This window comes from Polaromonas sp. P1_G1 (genome assembly GCF_056405595.1).
Genome location: NZ_JBFUBU010000068.1, coordinates 1 through 19,605 on the forward strand (window position 1 = coordinate 1; position 19,605 = coordinate 19,605).

Sequence of the window (19,605 nt, forward strand, 5' to 3'; positions counted from 1 at the left end):
GAGTTTAGCCAGACCCCGCTTGGCTCGAGCACCGCAGGTTGCCCGAAGCGAAGCGTAGGGACCCAGACTGCGGGTCGCCTTTCTTTTGCTTACTTTTCTTTGGCGAAGCAAAGAAAAGTGAGTCGCCGCCGGGCGACCCCGGCCAGCAGATCTCAGAGGAGAGCACGCCGTCGGAGCAAGACCCGACCCCAAAAGCCATAATCCCAAAATGCCCCGCCCCTCCCAACAACTCCACCCCCACCGCGACCCAGCCCCCCTGCGCCCAGCCGCCACGGTCCTCCTGCTGCGCGACACCGCGCAAGGCATAGAAGTCCTGATGACACGCCGTTCGATGACGGCCAGCTTCGCACCAGGCGCCTACGTCTTCCCCGGCGGCGGCATCGACGCAACGGACGCACAGGCGCACACCCAGTCCACGCGCCGCGCGACGCAAAGCGACCTGCACCTGACACAGGCCATCGCAGCCATCCGCGAAAGTTTTGAGGAACTCGGCGTGCTGCTGGCGCGCCACGCCGATGGCAGCCATGTGAACACGGCCGACATCGCGGCGCTGGACCGCAAGGCGCCGTTTGCCGCGCAATGCCGTGAGCGCGGCCTCACGCTGGCAGGCGACGAGGTGTTTGTGCTGGCGCACTGGGTCACCGACCGCGACCTGCCGCGGCGGTTTGACGTACCCTTTTTGGTGGCACGCATGCCCGAGGGCCAGAGCCCGGTGGCCGACGAAGCCGAGCAGTTCGAGCCGGTCTGGGTGCGGCCGGCCGAAGCGCTGGCGCGGCACGCGGCGGGCGGCTTTTTCATCATCTTTCCCACGATACGCACGCTGGAAAAACTGCAGCACTATCCCGACGTCGATGCGGTGCTCGCCGCCTGTGCGTCCGAAATCCCGCTGTGGACCTCCTGCCCGCGCGCCGGGCTGCTGGGCGGCAAGGAAGCGCGCTACATGGAAGATGAAGCCCCGTACGGCGAACTCGCGTTGACCTGCCCCGACGGGCAGATCGTGCATACACTGGACTGGCAAAGCGCGCAGCCGGTGGCGCTGCTGCGCAACGTGCAACGCCTGACAGCGCCCAACCCGGGTGTGATGACCGGGCCGGGCACCAACAGCTACCTCGTCGGCGACCCGGGCAGCGGCTATATCGCGATCGACCCCGGCCCGGCCGACCAGGAACACCTGCAGCGCCTCTGGCAGGCGGCCGGCGGTGATATCCGCATGATTGTCTGCACGCATTCGCACCCCGACCACTCCCCCGGCGCGAAGCCGCTACAGGCGCTGTGCCGCACGGCCCCGCCCATCCTGGGGCTGCCTTCCGCGCCCACGGCGCGCAGCGCGAGTGCCTTCACGCCGGACAGGGCGCTGCAAAACCAGGAACGCCTCACGCTTAAAAGCAAAGGCCCGGACGGCGAAACGGCTACCCACACGCTGAGGGTGCTTCACACCCCCGGCCATGCGGCCAACCATGTCTGCCTGGTGCTGGAGGAAGACGGCCTGCTGTTCAGCGGCGACCACATCCTCAACGGCAGCACCACCGTCATCGACCCGCCGGACGGCGACATGAACGCCTACCTCGAATCGCTGGATGCGCTCAGCGCGGCTTGCGGCGAGCATCACATTGAATTCATCGCCCCGGCGCACGGCTATGTGATCGGCGAGGCCAAAACCGCGATTGCCCAGCTCAAGGCGCACCGCCTCAAGCGCGAGGCCAAAATCCTCGGCGTGATGCAGGCCCGGCCGGACGGCACCATGGACGACTGGGTCGCGGCGGCGTACGACGATGTGGACCCGCGCATCTGGCCGGTGGCCAAACGCTCGCTGCTCGCGCACGTGGAACGCATCGAGTCGCAGGGATTTTCCAATTTGTAGGGCTACCGGGGCGCCTCGCTCGTCCTGCCGCCCCCAGTGAGGGAATGYCAGGCTGACGGACGGCCCCTTGCTAAGGTATCCTGCATTCCGCGTCATCAGGCACATCAATTGCTTGGCCTGTGGCGGCCCCGGTTTATACTTTTTTTCTCATACCTGCCGGGAACCGGGCCACCAGCCCGCCTTTCCGCGGGATTCTGAACTCACGTATTCAACATTCAGCGAGGTTTTTTTCATGCCTTCCATCACGACCCGACATTTCCTTCAAAGCGCCGGCATTTTGCTGGCCGGCCTGGTTCTGGCAGCCTGCGGCAAGCAGGAGCCGCCGGCACCGGCAGCCGGCGCCTCCGCGCCCGCCGCAGCAGCACCGGCCGCCAAGGTCTATGTGGTGGGCACCGACGCCGCCTACGTGCCCTTTGAATCGCAGAACGACAAGGGCGAAATCGTCGGCTTCGACATCGAGGTCGTGCAGGCCGTGGCGAAAAAAGCCGGCATCGAGGTGAAATTCATCAACACGCCGTGGGAAGGCATCTTCAACTCGCTCAACCAGGGCGACCGCGACCTGCTGGTATCCGCCATCACCATCACGGCCGAGCGCAAGCAGACCATGGATTTTTCGACCCCCTACTTCGACGCGCAGCAGCTGATCGCCGTGAAGAAGGATTCGAAGATCGCCAAGTTCAACGACCTGAAAAAACTCAAAGTCGGCGTGCAGAACGGCACCACGGGCGATGAAGTCATCACCAAGCTGCAGGGCAAGGATAGCCCCAACATCAAGCGCTTTGAAGCAACGCCGCTGGCGCTGAAAGAACTGGAAGCCGGTGGCGTGGACGCCGTGGTGGCCGACAACGGCGTGGTCGAACACTACGTCAACAACAACAGCGGCGCCCAGTTCAAGACCATCACCGACGCCAGCTTTTCCCCCGAGCAGTACGGCCTGGCCGTGAAGAAGGGCAACACCGAACTGCTGGAAAAACTCAACAAGGGCCTGGCCGACATCAAGACCGACGGCACCTACGACAAGATCTACGCGAAGTACTTCGGCGGCGCGGGCGCCAAGGCACCCGCCGCAGCCGCGTCGAAGTAAGGCTGGCCTCCCCAGGCGCCGCCGGTTTCATCGCTGCGCGGCGCCTGCAATGACTCCCGAGCATGCGCCCCCGCCTGCAGGCGCCATACCCGCCGGCCGCAAGCGCGCCTTGCGCGCCATTGCCATTTTTGAAGCCGCCAAGGGACTGGCCGCAATGGCGGCCGGCTTAGGCCTGCTGGAGCTGCTGCACCACGATCTCCACCGGCTGGCCCTTGCACTCTTGTGGCGCTTTCACCTTGACCCGGCGCTACCCTATCCCACACTCCTGCTGCATTACGCAGACCTGCTGGGCGCCATAGACCTGCGCACGCTCGCGCCTGTGGCGCTGGCGTATATCGCCGTGCGCTTCCTGGAAGCCTGGGGGCTGTGGAAGGAAAAAACCTGGGCCGAATGGCTGGGCGCGCTGTCGGGGGCCCTGTACATCCCGCTGGAGCTGGCCCACCTGGCGCACCGGCCCGGCGCCATCAATGCCGGCGTGCTGCTGGCCAACGTGGTGATTGTTGGCTTCCTGGCGTTCCAGCTCTGGATACGCCTGGGCCGCAAGGCCCTAAATAAAGTGTGAAGCCCGCCGATAAGCCGGATTCTGTGCACCGGGCCCCCTTGGAGAAGACCCGGCGTGACCGCCATTAATCTGGGCCGGGGGTCGCCCCCACGGCTCAATGCTACCTACCCGCCAGCTCTGCGGAACCACATCAACGCTGGCCTACTTGGTATTGCTGCGCGTAGAGATTGCCCGTTTCACCCGGCCCGGGGTTACCCCAAGGCCGACTCGTCTCTGTTGCTCTGATCCTCACCTCACGGTGGAGAGGTGTTACCTCCTACGCTGTCCTGTGCAGTCCGGACGTTCCTCCAGTGCCTGGTTTCCCAGATTGCACCAGCGGCGGTCTGGCAGGCTTCACGCGGCCTATTATCCGCCAAGCCTTTAAAATGCGGGCTGCTTGATCAACACGAGCCCCTTTCCATGATTCGCCTGACCGAACTCAAACTTCCGCTGGACCACGCGGAAGACGCCCTGCCCGCCCTGGCGGCCCAGACCCTGGGCATCGCCGCAGCCGACTTGCAGGATATCCACATCCACAAACGCAGCTTTGACGCGCGCAAGGCCGACCTGCTCAAGGTCTACATCGTCGACGTCACGCTGGCCGATGCAGACCAGGAAAGCGCGCTGCTGGCGAAATTTTCYGGCAACCCGCATATCCTGCCCACGCCCGACATGGCTTACCGCAACCTGGGCCAGGCGCCCGCCGGCCTGCCGCTGCGCCCGGTCGTTGTCGGCTTCGGCCCCTGCGGCATGTTCGCGGCCCTGCTGCTGGCGCAAATGGGCTTCAAGCCCATCGTGCTCGAGCGCGGCAAGACGGTGCGCCAGCGCACCCGCGACACCTGGGGCCTGTGGCGCAAGAASRYGCTGAAYCCCGAGWSCAAYGTGCAGTTYGGCGAAGGYGGYGCSGGCACKTTTTCSGACGGCAAGCTCTACAGCCAGATCAAGGACCCGCGCCACCTGGGCCGCAAGGTGATGAACGAATTCGTCAAGGCCGGCGCGCCCGCCGACATCCTGTTCGAGGCGCATCCGCACATCGGCACCTTCAAATTGGTGAAGGTGGTCGAGAACATGCGCGCGCAGATCGTCGCACTGGGCGGCGAGATCCGCTTCGAGCAGCGCGTGACCGACGTCCTGATCGAGGACGGCCCCGAGGGCAAGCAGCTGCGCGGCCTCACGGTGCTGGACCAGTCCACCGGCCAGAGCCAGGAGATGCGCGCCGACCAGGTGGTGATGGCGCTGGGCCACAGCTCGCGTGACACCTTCGCCATGCTCTACGAGCGCGGCGTGTACATCGAGGCCAAGCCTTTTTCGATCGGCTTTCGGGTCGAGCACCCGCAGGGCATCATTGACCGCGCGCGCTGGGGCCGCCATGCCGGCCACCCCTCGCTGGGTGCGGCCGAATACAAGCTGGTGCACCACGCGAGCAACGGCCGATCGGTCTACAGCTTCTGCATGTGCCCGGGYGGCACSGTGGTSGCCGCCACCTCGGAGCCCGGACGCGTGGTGACCAACGGCATGAGCCAGTACTCGCGCAACGAGCGCAATGCCAACGCCGGCATCGTGGTGGGCATAGACCCGCGCGACTACCCTGGCTTTGAAGCCGGCGACGCGCTGGCCGGCATCGCGCTGCAGCGCCAGCTCGAGTCGCACGCCTTTGTGCTGGGCGGCGGCAACTACAACGCCCCGGGGCAGCTGGTCGGCGATTTCCTGGCGGGCCGCCCCTCGACCACGCTGGGCAGCATCACCCCGTCTTACAAACCGGGGGTGACCCTGGGCGACCTGTCGCCGGCACTGCCCGCCTATGCGATCGCGGCCATGCGCGAGGCCTTTCCGGTGTTCGGCAAGAAGATCAAGGGCTTCGACACGCATGATGCGGTGCTGACCGGCGTGGAAACACGCACCTCCTCGCCCATCCGCATCAGCCGCGGCGAGGACCTGCAAAGCATCAATGTGCGCGGCCTCTACCCGGCCGGCGAAGGCGCCAGCTACGCGGGCGGCATCCTGTCGGCCGGCGTGGACGGCATCAAGGTCGCCGAGGCGCTGGCACGCAGCGTGCTGCAGGATGCCGAACGGCAGCGGGTGGCCGCATGATGGCTGACGACAATTTCCATTACTACGAACCCGCTAAAGGCCACGGCCTGCCGCACGACCCCTTCAACGCCATGGTGGGGCCGCGGCCTATAGGCTGGATTTCCTCGCGGGACGCGAAAGGGCAGCTCAACCTGGCGCCCTACAGTTTTTTCAACGCCTTCAACTACACGCCGCCCATCATCGGCTTCGCCAGCATTGGCGCCAAGGACAGCCTGCGCAATATCCGCGAAACCGGCGAGTTCGGCTGGAACCTAGCAACCCGGCCGCTGGCCGAGGCCATGAACCGCTCCTGCGCAATGGTGGCGCCTGAAGTCAATGAATTCGAGCTGGCCGGCCTCACGCCGGTGGCTTCGCAGCGTATTGCCGCGCCGCGCGTGCTGGAAAGCCCGGTGTCCTTCGAGTGCCGGTTGACGCAGATCCTGCAGCTGCAGGGCGCGGACGGCGTGCCGGTGCCCACCTGGCTGGTGCTGGGCGAAGTCGTCGGCGTGTACATTGCAAGGCATTTGCTCAAGGACGGCATTTACGACACAGCGGCCGCCGAACCGATTCTTCGCGGCGGCGGGCCGGCCGACTATTTCACCGTCACCCCCGACAACCTCTTTCGCATGTTCCGGCCGCGCTAGGCGGCCAGGGCACCCCGGCATTCCACTTTTTCACCCCATCACATGACCGACACCACCACACCCCCTCCGCGCGCCAAGCGCCCCCGCCCACCGCAGCGCACCCGGCCCGCCGGCCCACCGCAGCAGCAGCAACAGCGCACGCGCGAAGTCCATCCGGTGCTGGAAAAGCTGTTCGAGCTCTACCCGAAGATGTTCGGCGCGCAGTTCCTGCCGCTCAAGCTGGGCGCCTTCCAGGACCTGCTGGCCGAGAACCCCGAAGTGTTCAAGCGCGACGAGCTCAAGGTCGCTCTCGGCCTGCACGCGCGTTCCACCCGCTACCTCGAATGCGTGGCGGCCGGCCATCCGCGCCACAACCTGCAGGGCGAACCCGTGGAGCCCGTGGCGCCCGAGCACGTGCACCACGCCATCATGGAAGTCTTCCGGCGCCGCCAGGCGCGCTCCAAGGAGGATTTGCGCCCCAAGGTCGTTGCCCGCCTGGTCGCGGCCATCGAGGCCTCGGGCCTGAGCCGCGAAGACTACGCCGAGCGCACCCGCACGCAGGACGAGGCAGCCAACGCGCTGCTCGACGAGGCTTTTGCCGAAATCGCGGTGCAGACCGCCAAACGTGAAGCGCTGATGCGGGCTTTTGAGGCCAGCGGCAAGACGATGGAGCAGTTTGCCGAGATGTACGGCATGGCCCCCGCGGACGTCGCCCAGGCGGTGGAACGGACGCGGCAGGCCGGCGCCGCCCAGCCTCAATAAGGCAGCGTCAGTAGAGCGAGCGGCCGAAGCGCTCGAAGCGGGGCTGCCACTTCTCGAGGATGTCGGCCGACACCAGGATGCGTTCGGCCCGGCCTATCAGCAGCTGGCGCGGCACCAGGCCGATGTAGCGCGAATCGGCGCTGTTGTCACGGTTGTCGCCCAGCATCATGAACTGGTCGGGCGGAATCGTGATCGGGCCCCAGGTGTCCTTGGCCGCCACGCCGGCCAGCCACTGGATTTCATGCTGTCCCTGGGCCGTGCTTTCCTTCACGTGAGTGGCCACCAGCACGCCCACCGGGCCGGCGGGCTCCAGCGCCGTGTCCAGCGCTTCATAGCGCGCCGCCTGCCCGTTGATGATGAGCACCTTGGCGCGCATTTCCACGACATCGCCCGGCAGCGCCACCAGCCGCTTGATCAGGCGCACGCCGTCCACTGGCGAGGAAAAGGTGACGACGTCACCGCGCTGCGGGTCGGCCGTGCGCGCCAACACCACGTCAGTCAGCGGGACCTTGACGTTGTAGGCCAGCCGGTTGACAAAAACCACGTCGCCTTCGAGCAGGTTGGGCCGCATGGAACCCGAGGGAATCGGGTTCCAGTCCGCGATCGCGGTACGGAACAACCCGAACAACAACAGAAATACCAGAAAACCGCGGTTCTGTTTCATCCAGCTTTTCATGCTCGTGCTCCTGTGAAATCCGTGCAAAAAAAAGGGCGCCCTGTGCGGGGCGCCCTGGATACTTAAGCCTGGCTGTTTTGCAATGCAGCGATGCGCTCTTCAATCGGCGGGTGCGTGGCAAACAGCTTGCCGATGCTGCCGGTGATGCCCATGGCCTCCACGGCCTTGGGCAGCTCGCCCGGCTGCATGCCGCCCAGGCGCGCCAGGGCGTTCATCATGGGCTGGCGCCGGCCCATCAGCTGCGCGGCGCCGGCGTCGGCGCGGAACTCGCGCTGGCGTGAGAACCAGGCCACGACGATGGCGGCGGCAAAACCGAGCACGATGTCCAGCACGATGGTGCTGACGTAGTAGCCGATGCCGGGGCCGGAGTTGTTGTCGCTGCCGCGGCGCAGGAAACTGTCGACGGCGTAACCGATCACACGCGAAAGGAAGACCACAAAGGTGTTCATCACGCCCTGGATCAAGGTCATGGTGACCATGTCGCCGTTGGCGATGTGGGCGATCTCATGGCCCAGCACGGCCTCGATTTCTTCCTTGGTCATGCCTTGCAGCAAACCGGTGGACACGGCCACCAGCGAGGAGTTCTTGAACGCGCCGGTGGCAAAGGCATTGGGGGCGCCCTCAAAGATGCCGACTTCGGGCATGCCGATCTGGGCCTTCTCGGCCAGCTTGCGCACGGTCTCGACAATCCAGGCCTCATCGGCATTCTGGGCTTCATTGATGACGCGCACGCCGGCGCTCCATTTGGCGACCGGTTTGCTGATCAGCAGCGAGATGATGGCGCCACCAAAACCGATCACGAGCGCAAACCCGAGCAGCATGCCCAGGTTCAGCCCGTTCGGCGTGAGATAGCGGTTGACGCCCAGCAGGCTGGCGACGATGCCCAGCACCGCCACGACGGCGATATTGGTCAGGACAAACAGGAAAATACGTTTCATGGGTTCTCCGTGGGGTCGGTGAAAAATCCCGCCTTGCGCAGGATATGAGGGCCCGCGGGCCCGGTTCAAGCGGTGCCCGCGCCTAAGTGGCTGATTTTTATCTGTTATTTATGACAGCCGGCCGGAATACTAAGGAGTCATCATAAAAGGAAAAGTTCTCGTTCCCGGGCCACCAGCCGGGCACGCCCAGCACCGGCAAGGGCGCAAAAGGCTTGGCGGCGAGCCTGGCTGCGCTGAGGTCGGCCGCCACCCAGGTGTCGAGTTCCGCGATGGAGCCCATGGGCGGCTGCGCCAGGTAGACATGGGCCGTGATGGCTTTGCGCGGGCTCAGTAGTTTTTCGAGCAGGGCATGGCCGAACAGCACGAGCCGGGCCTCCCGCCACAGCGGCCTGTGGGTGATGAAGAGGCTGTTCCAGTCGCGGGCCAGCAGCGCGTCCCACAGCGCCTGCGGCGCCGACAGGAAAGCCGCGTTTTCGTCAAACACCGTGAGGGCATCGCGCACCGGGCCGCGCACCGGGGCCACGCCCGCGGCGGCGATCTCGGCGGCCTGCAGCTGGTTGAGCTTTCGTTTGGTCTCCGGAAAACGCATCCAGCATAGGCCGTTGAAAAAATCGTGCGCACCCTCGCGGGTCGGGCACAGGCGGGTCCTGGCGATAAAGCTCTCATAGGCCTCGCCGGTCGGCAGCGTGCATTGCGGCGCGAAACAGACCGGCGCGGGCTGCACCGCATTGAGCGCCTGGTGCAGTGCGACGCCCGCCGTGACCGCGCAGGCCGCGCGCTGGCCGGGTTCGCGCCAGGCCTGCAGCCAGGGCCGTTCCCAGTCAATGGGGGGTAGCGGTGCCGGGTTTCCCATGGCGCTCAGGCCTTGGCCGGTTTGGGCTGCTTTCTGTCGCGCACCATGACCGTGGACTTGCCTTCGTCGGCGATCTCAAAAAGCTGGGTGGCCACCAGCAGCTTGGTCAGCGTGGCATAACCGTAGTTGCGGTGGTCGAAGGAAGCCTGGTTGGCGATCTGCGTGCCGACCGCGCCCACGCGTGCCCAGCCCTCGTCATCGGCCGCGGCCTGTACCGCGTTGCGCAGCAGCATGACGAGCTTGGCGTCCTGGCGCAGTTGCGCGGGCGTGGCCCGCAGCGGTGTGGCGGACACGGCCTCGCCGTCGTCCTTGCTGTCGCCGTGAGCAGCGCCGGCCGTGTCGGCGACCGCGATGGGACGCAGCTTGTCGAGGAACAGGAAGCGCGAGCAGGCGTTGACGAAGGGCTCGGGCGTTTTCTGAGCGCCGAAACCATAGACCGCCGCGCCCTTGGCGCGCAGGTGCATGACCAGCGGCGTGAAATCGGCGTCCGACGAGACGATGCCGAAGGCGTCGGGACGGTCGGTATAAAGCAACTCCAGCGCGTCTATCACCATGGCCATGTCGCTGGCGTTCTTGCCCTTGGTGTAATCGAACTGCTGCATGGGGCGTATGGCGTGCTCGTGCAGCACCTCTTCCCAGCCTTTGAGCTCGTTCTTTTTCCAGTTGCCGTAGGCGCGCCGGATGTTGGTCTCGCCGAAGGTCGACAACTCGTTAAGGATCAGGTCGATTTTGGACGCCGGCGAGTTGTCGGCGTCTATGAGCAAGGCAACGCGCGGCTTGTGGTCCATCATGTGCTTTCTGAAGTTTCGAGCTTCCAGGGCAGGCTTTCACCCGAGCGCAGCGGCTTGAGCTCGGCCTCGCCGAAGGCATAGCTTTCGGGCGGGTGCCAGCTTTCCTTCTTGAGCGTGATGCTGCCGGTGTTGCGCGGCAGGCCGTAGAAGTCGGCGCCGTTGAAGCTGGCAAAGGCCTCGAGCTTGTCCAGCGCGCCGGCCGCGTCAAAGGCCTCCGCGTAAAGCTCCATCGCCGCATGGGCGGTGTAGCAGCCCGCGCAGCCGGTGGCGTGCTCCTTGAGGTGGGCAGGGTGCGGCGCGCTGTCGGTGCCGAGGAAAAACCGCGCGTTGCCGCCGGTGGCGGCCTCGACCAGCGCCAGGCGGTGGGTTTCGCGCTTGAGCACCGGCAGGCAGTAATAGTGGGGGCGGATGCCGCCCGTGAAGATCGCGTTGCGGTTGTAGAGCAGGTGGTGGGCGGTGACTGTGGCGCCGGTGAAGCGGTCCGCGTCGCGCACATAGTGCGCCGCTTCCCGCGTGGTGATGTGCTCGAAGACGATCTTGAGTTCGGGGAAATCACGGCGCAGCGGAATCAGCTGGGTGTCGATGAACACGGCCTCGCGGTCGAACAGGTCGATGTCGGACGAGGTCACCTCACCGTGCACCAGCAGCAGCAGCCCGGCCTTTTGCATGGCCTCCAGGGTCTTGTAGGTCTTGCGCAGGTCGGTCACGCCGGCGTCGCTATTAGTGGTGGCGCCKGCSGGGTAGAGTTTGGCCGCGACCACGCCGGCATCTTTGGCGCGGGCGATTTCGTCGGGCGGCAGGTTGTCGGTCAGGTAGAGCGTCATCAGCGGCTGAAAGTGCACGCCGGCCGGCACGGCGGCCTGGATGCGTTCACGGTAGGCCACGGCCTGGGCGGCGGTGGTGACCGGCGGGCGCAGGTTGGGCATGATGATGGCGCGGCCGAACTGCGCCGCAGTGTGCGGCACCACGGTGAGCAAGGCCTCGCCGTCGCGCACATGCAGGTGCCAGTCGTCGGGGCGGGTGAGAGTCAGGGTGGTAGCGGGGGTGCGGGTGGCGGAGGTCATGGCCTGAATTGTCGCACCGCCGGGACGCAAAGACGCCTACCTCGGCCTATCCGGCAAAGCCGGCCTGGGCGAACCCCGCCACCACACGGCAGCCTGGAAACGGCCGGCTGCCGCCATGAAAAAAGCCCCGCAATGCGGGGCTTTTTTGTTTCTTCTTCTTTTTTGCAGTTGCGGTGATCTTCGATGCGTTCAGTGCGACAGGATCTTGTTGAGGAAGTCCTTGGTGCGCGCCTGGCGGTTCTCGGGGTGGTTGAAGAACTCGTCTTTCGAGCAATCTTCCAGGATTTTGCCGCCCACGTCCATAAAAATCACGCGGCTGCCGACCTTGCGGGCGAAGCCCATTTCATGGGTCACCACCATCATGGTCATGCCTTCGACGGCCAGGCCCATCATGCAGTCCAGCACCTCGCCGACCATTTCGGGGTCGAGCGCGGAGGTGGGTTCGTCAAACAGCATGGCGATGGGATCCATGCTGAGCGCCCGGGCAATCGCCACGCGCTGCTGCTGGCCGCCCGACAGCTGGCCGGGGAATTTGTCCTTGTGCGCCATCAGGCCCACGCGGTCCAGGTACTTGAGGCCGTGTTTTTTGGCTTCGTCGGGCTTGCGGCCCAGCACCTTGACCTGCGCCAGCGTCAGGTTTTCGGTGACGCTCAGGTGCGGGAACAGCTCGAAATTCTGGAACACCATGCCGACGCGGCTGCGCAGCTTGGGCAGGTCGGTCTTGGGGTCGTGCACGGCCTTGCCATCGACGAAGATCTGGCCCTTCTGGAAGGGCTCCAGTGCGTTGATGGTCTTGATCAGGGTGGATTTGCCCGATCCCGAAGGACCGCAGACCACGACCACTTCACCCTTTTTGATGCGGGTGGTGCAGCTGTTGAGAACCTGCACGTCGCCGTACCATTTGGAAACTTCTTTCAACTCAATCATCTTCTTCTCCAGTGTGCTCTTTGAGGTTTGCCTGCTGTGATGCGCGGCGCTCTTAGCGAATGATGGCGATTCTGCTGTTCAGGCGCTTGACCATGAAGGACAGCCCGAAGCAGATCACGAAATAAACCACGGCGGCCAGCAGGTAAGCCTCTTCAGGGCGGCCGTAGATCTTGCCGGCGGTGCTGAAACCCTTGAGCAGGTCATAGGCACCGATGGCATAAACCAGCGAGGTGTCCTGGAACAGGATGATGGTCTGCGTCAGCAGGATGGGCACCATGTTGCGGAAAGCCTGCGGCAGGATGATCAGCTTCATGTTCTGCGCGTAGCTCATGCCCAGGGCGCGCCCGGCATTGACTTGGCCGCGGGAGATGGACTGTATGCCGGCGCGCATGATTTCGCTGAAGTAAGCGGCCTCGAAAGCGACGAAAGTGATGATGGCCGAGATTTCAGCGCGGTAGTTGGAACCCCAGTTGCCGAAGGTCGTATAAAACGAAGCCGGCACCAGCAGGAAGAACCACAGGATCACCATGACCAGCGGAATGGAACGCATGCCGTTGACGTAAAAGGTCGCGGGAATCGTCAGGAAGGACTTGCCGGAAAGGCGCATCAGGGCCAGCACGGTGCCGAAGATGATGCCGCCTATCGTGGCGATGACGGTCAGCTCTATGCTGAAAATAAAACCCTTGACCACGAACTGGGAGATCATGTCCCAGTTCAGGAAGCTCATGTCGAGTCCAAGCATGTCAGTGTCCTCCGCCTGTTGAGCCGGCGACGACGAAGCCGGGGATTTGCACCCGCTTCTCGACGAAGGCCATGACGCGGTTGACCGCGAAAGCCGAGACGGCGTAGAGCGCCGTCACCGCCAGGTAGATTTCAATGCCGCGCGAGGTTTCTTCCTGCGCCTGCATGGCGAACATGGTGAGTTCGGCGATGGACACCGCGAAAGCCACCGAGGAATTCTTCAAAAGGTTCATCGACTCGCTAGTGAGCGGTGGAATGATGATGCGAAAGGCCATCGGCAAGATCACGTAGCGGTAGGTCTGCAGGGTCGTGAAACCCATGGCCATGCCGGCATAACGCTGGCCGCGGGGCAATGCCTGGACACCGGCCCTGACCTGCTCGGCGATACGCGCCGAGGTGAAAAAGCCCAGGGCGAACACCACCAGGATGAAGCTGGGCAGCTCCTTCATGGCGGGGAAAATCTTGGGAACCACAAAGTACCAGATGAAAATCTGGACCAGCAGGGGAACGTTGCGGAACAGTTCGACCCAGGCATTGGCGAAACGCACAAGCCAGGGGCTGTTCGGCAAGGTGCGCAGCGTGCCGATGATCGCGCCACACAGCATCGCAATCACCCAGGATGCGCCGGCGACGGACAGCGTCCAGCCCCAGGCATCAAACATCCACTGCAGGTAGGTTCGACCGCTACCGTCATCATTCAAAAATACCTGCCAATCCCAAGTCATCACGGCTCCAGCAAATGGTTGTTATGTTGTCTTCCCTGCGACGCTAACGGTAAACGGGAAACCCCGCCAGTGCAAGGCGACCGGCGGGGTTGTTCAATTTACCTGCCCAAAATTACTTCTGGACGTACTCTTCCATGGGCTTGTCGTTCGGGTTGTCCCAGGCTGCCTTGGTGCTGGCGCTCAGGGCCAGGCCGACCTTGGTGTTCTTCGGAGGAATCGGCGACAGGAACCATTTGGTCCACAGTTTGTTCATCTCACCCGACTTGATCATGCCCTTGACCGTGTCGTCGGCCAGGCGCTTGAGCAGGGGGTCATCCTTGCGGATCATGATGGCAATGGGCTCAACGCTCAGCACTTCACCGACGATCTTGAAATCGGAAGGCTTCTTGGCGGTGGCGATGTTGCCGGCCAGGATGGAGCCGTCCATCACAAACGCATCGGCGCGGCCGGACTCGAGCAGCAGGAAGCTGTCGGAGTGGTCCTTGCCGAAGATTTCCTTGAACTCGACGCCGGTGGCGCGCTTGTTCTTGCGCAGGGTCTGCACGGAGGTGGTACCGGTGGTGGTGGCCACGGTCTTGCCACTCAGTTGGGCCACCGAGGTGATGCCAGAGTTGGCCTTCACGGCGATGCGGACTTCTTCCACGAAGGTGGTCACGACAAAAGCCACGTCCTTCTGGCGGGTCGCGTTGTTGGTGGTGGAGCCGCACTCGATGTCGACGGTGCCGTTCTGCACGAGGGGGATGCGGTTCTGCGATGTCACGGGCTGGTATTTGATTTCCAGCTTGCGTTCAGCGGCTTTTTCGAGGCCAGCCAGGATGCGCTGGCAGATTTCGACGTGGTAGCCGGTGTACTTGCCGTCACCCAGGGTATAGGAGAGCGCGCCGGAAGAATCGCGAACGCCCATGGTGACAACGCCGGAAGCCTTGACTTTGGAAAGGGTGTCGGCGAATGCGGCGCCGGTGGCGAGCAGGGCGACGGACAGAGCGACAAGCTTGAGTTTCATGGAATCTCCTGTAATGAATGAAACGGTTAGCGAACTATTTTAGAGAGATGGTACCCGGGGCTAGCCTAGGTTTACCCGGCCTCTAAAACGGGGAAAACGAAGTGTTTGCGAAGTGTTTGGAGCGGTAGTTGCCGCTGAACCCGCGGAAGCCGTGGCAATTCCTGGGGTTTTCCAAAGTGGTGCACGCATGAAGAAGTCCGGAACTATACGGCAGATGTAAGCAGTCTTTGTGCCAGCGGCCGTCAGGCAAGCAGCGGCAGGGGCTGCGTGAGCTTGTCGGGCACCAGCAGGGCCTCGACTTCGGCCTGCGTCATGATGCCCAGCGATTCCGCGATCTCGGCAATCGGTGCGCCGGTGGCGATCGCCGTCTTGGCAATCAACGCGGCCTTTTCGTAGCCGATGATGGGGTTGAGCGCAGTGACCAGGGTGACCGATTCGCGCACGCGTTTGGCCAGCAGCTCGCGGTTGGCCTCGATGCCGGCCACACAATTGGTTTGAAGCGTGAGGCAGGCCTGGCTCAGGTGTTCAATGCTCTTGAAAAGGCTCCAGCCCATGATGGGCTCGAAGGCATTGAGCTGCAGCTGGCCGGCCTCGGAGGCCATGGTCACGGTCATGTCGTTGCCTATCACCTCGAAGGCGACCTGGTTCATGACCTCGGGGATCACCGGGTTGACCTTGCCGGGCATGATGGACGAGCCTGCCTGGCGCGGCGGCAGCCGGATGTCGCCGAAGCCGGCCTGCGGCCCGCTGGAGAGCAGGCGCAGGTCGTTGCAGATCTTGCTGAGTTTGGTGGCCACGCGCTTGAGCACGCCGGACAGCTGGACGAACGCGCCGGTGTCCTGCGTGGCCTCGATCAGGTTGGCGGCTTTTTCAACCGGCACACCGCACTCCTCGGCGAGGTGGCGGCAGACGATGTCGGCATAACCGGCCGGCGCATTGATGCCGGTGCCTATGGCCGTGGCGCCCAGGTTGATTTCCTGGATCAGCGCGCGCGCTTCGCGCAGGCGGGCCTCGTCCTCGCCGATCATGACCGCGTAGGTCAGGAATTCCTGGCCCAATGTCATGGGCACGGCGTCCTGCAGCTGGGTGCGGCCGATCTTCAACACGTCCCGGAACTCATGGGCCTTGGCCTCAAAGCCGGCGCGCAGGATGGCCATGGAGGCCAGCAGGCGCTCGATGGCAAACCACAGGGCAATACGCACGGCCGTGGGATAGACGTCATTGGTGCTTTGTGAGGCGTTGACGTGGTCGTTGGGATGCAGCACGTCGTAGCGGCCTTTTTCCAGGCCCAGCTTTTCCAGCGCGAGGTTGGCGATGACCTCGTTGGCATTCATGTTGGTGGAGGTGCCGGCGCCGCCCTGGATCACGTCGACCACGAACTGCTCGTGGTACTGGCCGGCAATGAGTTTTTCGCAGGCGCTCATGATGGCCGCCGCGCGCCTGGCATCCAGCGCGCCGAGTTGCTGGTTGGTGCGCGCCGCAGCCTTTTTGACGAAACCCAGCGCGCGTATCAGGTCGGGCATAGCCGAGATGCGGGTGCCGGAAATCGGGAAATTTTCGACCGCGCGCGCCGTGTGCACACCCCAATACGCGGCAAAGGGAATCTGCTTTTCACCGAGAAAGTCGTGCTCGGTGCGCGTGGCTCCCGCCGGGGTGGGAACGGGCTCGGCAAGCGGGGTGAAAGAAGAATCAGGGGGCACGGGCAACGATCAGAATTTGGACGTCACGAACTGTAAGTTTGCGGGTTTGAAAACACCAATGCTGTTTCAACGATCTTCTATGCATTTTTCTTATAACCACTCAGGGTTACTACTAGTACGCCTGTTTAACCCAGTCGCGTGGCCGGGGTAGCGCCTCCCCGCAAGGCCGCCTTTTCCCTGCTGCTGGTTTGCGCCTGCAGGTAGCTCCACAAGGCCTGGGCGTGGCTTTTGGCGGAGTCCTTGGAGGTCGGCCGCTCGCGGTAGACGCGCACATCCATGGTCATCTCCAGGTTGCCGCCGGCGCTCACGAGTTTTTTGGCCCGCAACTCCTTTCTGACGGCGCTGAGCGGCAAAAACGCGATGCCGTGGCCTTCCAGGGCCATCGCCTTGAGCCCTTCGGCCATGTCGGTTTCGTAGACGCGGTCCAGGTGGATGGCGGTGCTGGACTGCTTGAGGATCATGTCCACCATGCGGCCCAGGTAAGCGCCGGGCGCGTAGCCCAGGTAAGGCAGGGGCTGGCCAGGGCGTCCCGGCAGGCTGTACTCGGGGTCGCCGGCGGCCGTGGCCCGCACAAAAGGCGCCAGCACTTCCTGGCCCAGCGACACCATTTCATAACGGTCCGGGTCCAGCTGGAAAGGCTGGGAGTCGTGGTGGTAGGCGATCAACAGGTCGCAGCTGCCCTCCACCAGGCGCAGCACCGCGTCATGCACGTTGAGCGCGATCAACCGGCTTTTAATGGGGCCGAATTTCTCGCGCAGGCTGCTGACCCAGGCCGGGAAAAAAGTGAAGGCCAGCGTGTGCGGCACGGCGAATTCGATAACGTCCTGCCCGGCCGAGGTGTGGCCGCGCAGCATGGCACGGGTGGACTGCAGGCCCTGCAGCATTTCCAGCGACTGGCTGTACAGGGTTTCGCCCGCCGGCGTCAAGCGCGTGGGATAGGAACTGCGATCCACCAGGTCGGTGCCGGCCCAGGCTTCCAGCGCCTGGATACGACGCGAAAACGCCGGCTGGGTGACGTGACGCAGTTGGGCAGAGCGGCTGAAACTGCGGGTTTCAGCCAGACTGACGAAATCTTCCAGCCATTTGGTTTCCATAGACCTAGCGACCGCGGTTGGACGCGCCCGAGTGGGCCGTCATGGCGTGCGCCGGCAAGGCGCGACGAGGCAGCAGGCACATGCCTGCAAGGAGGAGCAACGCCGCCGGCGTGCGCCAGGGCGGCTCAATCGGGGGCGTAGCGCTCTCAACTCCACGTCGGGGGCGTTCAAATTGACTGGCGTGAGTGCTCATGCAGGCTCCAAAAAGGCAATCCAGCAGTCAACCGTGGCCGCTGGGTCTTCCGATTATGCGAGGCAGTGAGGCATTTCGGCCTACGGGGAATCCCATGGCAGGACGAAGGAGCGGCATTCGCCGTAAATACCGTCCTCGAAATGTCTCTAGAAATACAAACCGCTTGCGGCTCGCCTGCTCAGGCCTCGGGCGAACTCTGTTGCAGCGCCCACATGCGCGCATACGCGCCTTCGGTTTCGAGCAGCTGCGCATGCGTGCCGCGCTCGACGATGCGCCCGCCGTCCATCACCAGGATCTCGTGCGCGTCGACCACGGTGGACAGGCGGTGCGCGATCACCAGCGTGGTCTTGTTCTGCGCGGCGGCGCGCAGCTCGGTCTGGATGGCGCGCTCGTTGGCCGAGTCCAGCGCCGAGGTGGCCTCGTCAAAAATCACCACAGGCGGGTTCTTCAGCAGGGTGCGGGCGATTGCCACGCGCTGCTTTTCGCCGCCCGACAGCTTGAGCCCGCGCTCACCCACCATGGTCTGGTAGCTCAGCGGCGTGGAGGCGATAAAGCCGTGGATGCGGGCCGAACGCGCGGCTTCTTCGACCTCTTCATGGGTGGCGCCCGGCTTGCCGTAGGCGATGTTGTATTCCACCGTATCGTTGAACAGCACCGTGTCCTGCGGGACTATGCCTATGGCCTGCCGCACGCTGGACTGCGTGACCTGCTTGATATCCTGGCCGGCGATGGTGATGCGGCCCTGCTGCACGTCGTAGAAGCGGTACAACAGCCGCGCGAGCGTGGACTTACCGGCGCCCGAGGAGCCCACCACCGCGACAGTCTTGCCCGGCGGGATCTCAAAACTCACGTTATGCAGTATGGGACGCGCAGGGTCGTAGGCGAAGTTCACGTTTTCGAAACGCACCGCCGGCGATTCAGGAATGACGAGGGCCTTGGCGCCCGGCAGGTCGGCGATTTCGCGCTCTTTTTCCATCAACGCGAACATCTTGTCGAGGTCGGTCAGGCTTTGTTTGATCTCGCGGTAGATCACGCCCAGGAAGCCCAGCGGGATGTAGAGCTGGATCATGAAGGCATTGACCATCACCAGGTCGCCCAGCGTCATGTGGCCGTCGACCACGCCCTGCGTGGCGCGCCACAGCATGGCCACCAGCCCGATGGCGATGATCAGCTGCTGCCCGGCGTTGAGCAGGCTCAGGGTGTTCTGGCTCTTGATGGCGGCACGCCGGTAGCGCAGCAGGTTCTCGTCGTAGCGGGCGGCCTCGAACTCTTCGTTGTTGAAGTACTTGACGGTTTCGTAGTTGAGCAGCGAGTCGATGGCGCGGCTGTGGGCCGACGAGTCCAGCTCGTTCATGGTCTTGCGGAACTGCGTGCGCCATTCGGTCACCGTGACGGTGAAGAAGATATAGAACACCAGCGCGATGCCGGTGATACCGGCGAACCAGACATCGAACTTGACGGCCAGCAGGCTCAACACCAGCGTCACCTCGATCAGCGTCGGGATGATGCTGTAGAGCGAGTACGAGATCAGCGAATGCACGCCGCGCGTGCCGCGCTCGATGTCGCGCGTCATGCCGCCGGTCTGCCGCTCCAGGTGAAAGCGCAGGCTGAGCGCGTGCAGGTGGCGGAACACCTCCAGTGAAATCCGCCGCGCCGCGCCTTCGGTGGCCTTGGCGAACACCAGCTCGCGCAGTTCGGTGAACAGCGTGGTCGACAGGCGCAGCAGGCCGTAGGTCAGCAGCAGCGCCACCGGCACCACCAGCACGGCCTGCGCGTCGCCGGGCTTGAAGTTCATCGCGTCGACCAGGTTTTTCAGCAGCAGCGGAACGCCGACGTTGGCGAGCTTGGCGCCCACCATGAAGCTCAGCGCCGCCAGCACGCGCCATTTGTAATCCCACAGGTAGGGAAAAAGGCGTTTGAGGGTGTCCAGGTCGGAACGCTGGGGCGCCGGCGCCTTGC

General features: G+C 64.1%; 18 protein-coding genes and 1 other RNA gene. 6 read left to right on the forward strand and 13 right to left on the reverse strand.

Translation table 11 applies throughout. The features are described from left to right. Positions 1–208 precede the first annotated feature (208 nt). The 3 genes from AC1D1Y_RS24190 to AC1D1Y_RS24200 all read left to right on the forward strand — a co-directional run bounded on the left by AC1D1Y_RS24190 (position 209) and on the right by AC1D1Y_RS24200 (position 3,507). Complete coding sequence (locus AC1D1Y_RS24190) at positions 209–1,861, forward strand: MBL fold metallo-hydrolase (protein ID WP_477684587.1); 1,653 nt, start codon at positions 209–211, stop codon at positions 1,859–1,861. Between the two features lie 232 nt (positions 1,862–2,093). Next, positions 2,094–2,945: a basic amino acid ABC transporter substrate-binding protein gene (locus AC1D1Y_RS24195; RefSeq protein ID WP_477675045.1), complete on the forward strand. Its 852-nt coding sequence runs from the start codon at positions 2,094–2,096 to the stop codon at positions 2,943–2,945. Between the two features lie 49 nt (positions 2,946–2,994). Continuing rightward, positions 2,995–3,507: a DUF2127 domain-containing protein gene (locus AC1D1Y_RS24200; RefSeq protein ID WP_477684588.1), complete on the forward strand. Its 513-nt coding sequence runs from the start codon at positions 2,995–2,997 to the stop codon at positions 3,505–3,507. Here AC1D1Y_RS24200 and rnpB read toward each other — a convergent pair. Next, an RNA gene (rnpB, locus tag AC1D1Y_RS24205) (RNase P RNA component class A) lies at positions 3,502–3,842 on the reverse strand. The two genes, AC1D1Y_RS24200 and rnpB, sit on opposite strands and share 6 nt — an antisense overlap. A gap of 64 nt (positions 3,843–3,906) precedes the next feature. Here rnpB and AC1D1Y_RS24210 point away from each other — a divergent pair. From AC1D1Y_RS24210 to AC1D1Y_RS24220, 3 genes are read left to right on the forward strand one after another with little or no spacing between them, the layout of a single operon-like run. Continuing rightward, on the forward strand, positions 3,907–5,577 hold the full coding sequence (locus AC1D1Y_RS24210) for an NAD(P)/FAD-dependent oxidoreductase (protein WP_477684589.1): 1,671 nt from the start codon (positions 3,907–3,909) through the stop codon (positions 5,575–5,577). Next, a complete protein-coding gene (locus AC1D1Y_RS24215) occupies positions 5,577–6,200 on the forward strand; it encodes a flavin reductase family protein (protein ID WP_477684597.1) in 624 nt (207 codons plus the stop codon). The genes AC1D1Y_RS24210 and AC1D1Y_RS24215 overlap by 1 nt, the downstream gene beginning before the upstream one ends. Before the next feature lie 42 nt (positions 6,201–6,242). Next, the gene (locus AC1D1Y_RS24220; protein WP_477684590.1) at positions 6,243–6,941 is read left to right on the forward strand and encodes a ProQ/FINO family protein; all 699 of its coding nucleotides are present in this window, start codon (positions 6,243–6,245) and stop codon (positions 6,939–6,941) included. A gap of 7 nt (positions 6,942–6,948) precedes the next feature. Here the strand turns inward: AC1D1Y_RS24220 and lepB are convergent, their stop codons facing one another. The 12 genes from lepB to AC1D1Y_RS24280 form a co-directional block, all read right to left on the reverse strand. Continuing rightward, positions 6,949–7,617, reverse strand: coding sequence for a signal peptidase I (gene lepB / locus AC1D1Y_RS24225; protein ID WP_477684591.1), 669 nt, complete (start codon positions 7,615–7,617; stop codon positions 6,949–6,951). Between the two features lie 62 nt (positions 7,618–7,679). Beyond that, complete coding sequence (gene htpX, locus AC1D1Y_RS24230; protein WP_477652958.1) at positions 7,680–8,555, reverse strand: protease HtpX; 876 nt, start codon at positions 8,553–8,555, stop codon at positions 7,680–7,682. A 97-nt stretch (positions 8,556–8,652) separates the two neighbouring features. Beyond that, entirely contained in the window at positions 8,653–9,408 is a 756-nt protein-coding gene (locus AC1D1Y_RS24235; protein ID WP_477684592.1) for a DUF3025 domain-containing protein, read from the reverse strand. Positions 9,409–9,413: 5 nt separating this feature from the next. Next, positions 9,414–10,196, reverse strand: a complete 783-nt coding sequence (locus tag AC1D1Y_RS24240) for an NYN domain-containing protein (RefSeq protein WP_477684598.1) — start codon at positions 10,194–10,196, stop codon at positions 9,414–9,416. After that, positions 10,196–11,263 carry a dihydroorotase gene (gene pyrC / locus AC1D1Y_RS24245; RefSeq protein WP_477684593.1) on the reverse strand — a complete coding sequence of 356 codons (1,068 nt, stop codon included), beginning with the start codon at positions 11,261–11,263 and terminating at the stop codon, positions 10,196–10,198. Before pyrC ends, AC1D1Y_RS24240 begins: the two co-directional genes overlap by 1 nt. A 189-nt stretch (positions 11,264–11,452) precedes the next feature. Next, on the reverse strand, positions 11,453–12,190 hold the full coding sequence (locus AC1D1Y_RS24250; protein ID WP_477652954.1) for an amino acid ABC transporter ATP-binding protein: 738 nt from the start codon (positions 12,188–12,190) through the stop codon (positions 11,453–11,455). 52 nt (positions 12,191–12,242) lie between these two features. Continuing rightward, positions 12,243–12,932 carry an amino acid ABC transporter permease gene (locus AC1D1Y_RS24255; protein ID WP_477684594.1) on the reverse strand — a complete coding sequence of 230 codons (690 nt, stop codon included), beginning with the start codon at positions 12,930–12,932 and terminating at the stop codon, positions 12,243–12,245. Between the two features lies 1 nt (position 12,933). Beyond that, positions 12,934–13,656 carry an amino acid ABC transporter permease gene (locus AC1D1Y_RS24260; RefSeq protein WP_477652952.1) on the reverse strand — a complete coding sequence of 241 codons (723 nt, stop codon included), beginning with the start codon at positions 13,654–13,656 and terminating at the stop codon, positions 12,934–12,936. Positions 13,657–13,768: 112 nt separating this feature from the next. Then, entirely contained in the window at positions 13,769–14,659 is an 891-nt protein-coding gene (locus AC1D1Y_RS24265) for a transporter substrate-binding domain-containing protein (RefSeq protein ID WP_436156389.1), read from the reverse strand. A 242-nt stretch (positions 14,660–14,901) separates the two neighbouring features. After that, a complete protein-coding gene (locus AC1D1Y_RS24270) occupies positions 14,902–16,359 on the reverse strand; it encodes an aspartate ammonia-lyase (RefSeq protein WP_477675054.1) in 1,458 nt (485 codons plus the stop codon). Between the two features lie 125 nt (positions 16,360–16,484). Next, positions 16,485–17,453 carry a LysR substrate-binding domain-containing protein gene (locus AC1D1Y_RS24275; RefSeq protein ID WP_477684595.1) on the reverse strand — a complete coding sequence of 323 codons (969 nt, stop codon included), beginning with the start codon at positions 17,451–17,453 and terminating at the stop codon, positions 16,485–16,487. A gap of 371 nt (positions 17,454–17,824) precedes the next feature. Next, the coding region (locus tag AC1D1Y_RS24280; protein ID WP_477684596.1) for an ABCB family ABC transporter ATP-binding protein/permease at positions 17,825–19,605 on the reverse strand (1,781 nt) is incomplete at its 5' end.

Coding starts and splice junctions, on each gene's coding strand:
- AC1D1Y_RS24190 (WP_477684587.1), top strand. CDS start 209: ATGCCCCGCCCCTCCCAACAACTCCACCCCCACCGCGACCCAGCCCCC.
- AC1D1Y_RS24195 (WP_477675045.1), top strand. CDS start 2,094: ATGCCTTCCATCACGACCCGACATTTCCTTCAAAGCGCCGGCATTTTG.
- AC1D1Y_RS24200 (WP_477684588.1), top strand. CDS start 2,995: ATGACTCCCGAGCATGCGCCCCCGCCTGCAGGCGCCATACCCGCCGGC.
- AC1D1Y_RS24215 (WP_477684597.1), top strand. CDS start 5,577: ATGGCTGACGACAATTTCCATTACTACGAACCCGCTAAAGGCCACGGC.
- AC1D1Y_RS24220 (WP_477684590.1), top strand. CDS start 6,243: ATGACCGACACCACCACACCCCCTCCGCGCGCCAAGCGCCCCCGCCCA.
- lepB (WP_477684591.1), bottom strand. CDS start 7,617: ATGAAAAGCTGGATGAAACAGAACCGCGGTTTTCTGGTATTTCTGTTG.
- htpX (WP_477652958.1), bottom strand. CDS start 8,555: ATGAAACGTATTTTCCTGTTTGTCCTGACCAATATCGCCGTCGTGGCG.
- AC1D1Y_RS24235 (WP_477684592.1), bottom strand. CDS start 9,408: ATGGGAAACCCGGCACCGCTACCCCCCATTGACTGGGAACGGCCCTGG.
- AC1D1Y_RS24240 (WP_477684598.1), bottom strand. CDS start 10,196: ATGGACCACAAGCCGCGCGTTGCCTTGCTCATAGACGCCGACAACTCG.
- AC1D1Y_RS24250 (WP_477652954.1), bottom strand. CDS start 12,190: ATGATTGAGTTGAAAGAAGTTTCCAAATGGTACGGCGACGTGCAGGTT.
- AC1D1Y_RS24255 (WP_477684594.1), bottom strand. CDS start 12,932: ATGCTTGGACTCGACATGAGCTTCCTGAACTGGGACATGATCTCCCAG.
- AC1D1Y_RS24260 (WP_477652952.1), bottom strand. CDS start 13,656: ATGACTTGGGATTGGCAGGTATTTTTGAATGATGACGGTAGCGGTCGA.
- AC1D1Y_RS24265 (WP_436156389.1), bottom strand. CDS start 14,659: ATGAAACTCAAGCTTGTCGCTCTGTCCGTCGCCCTGCTCGCCACCGGC.
- AC1D1Y_RS24275 (WP_477684595.1), bottom strand. CDS start 17,453: ATGGAAACCAAATGGCTGGAAGATTTCGTCAGTCTGGCTGAAACCCGC.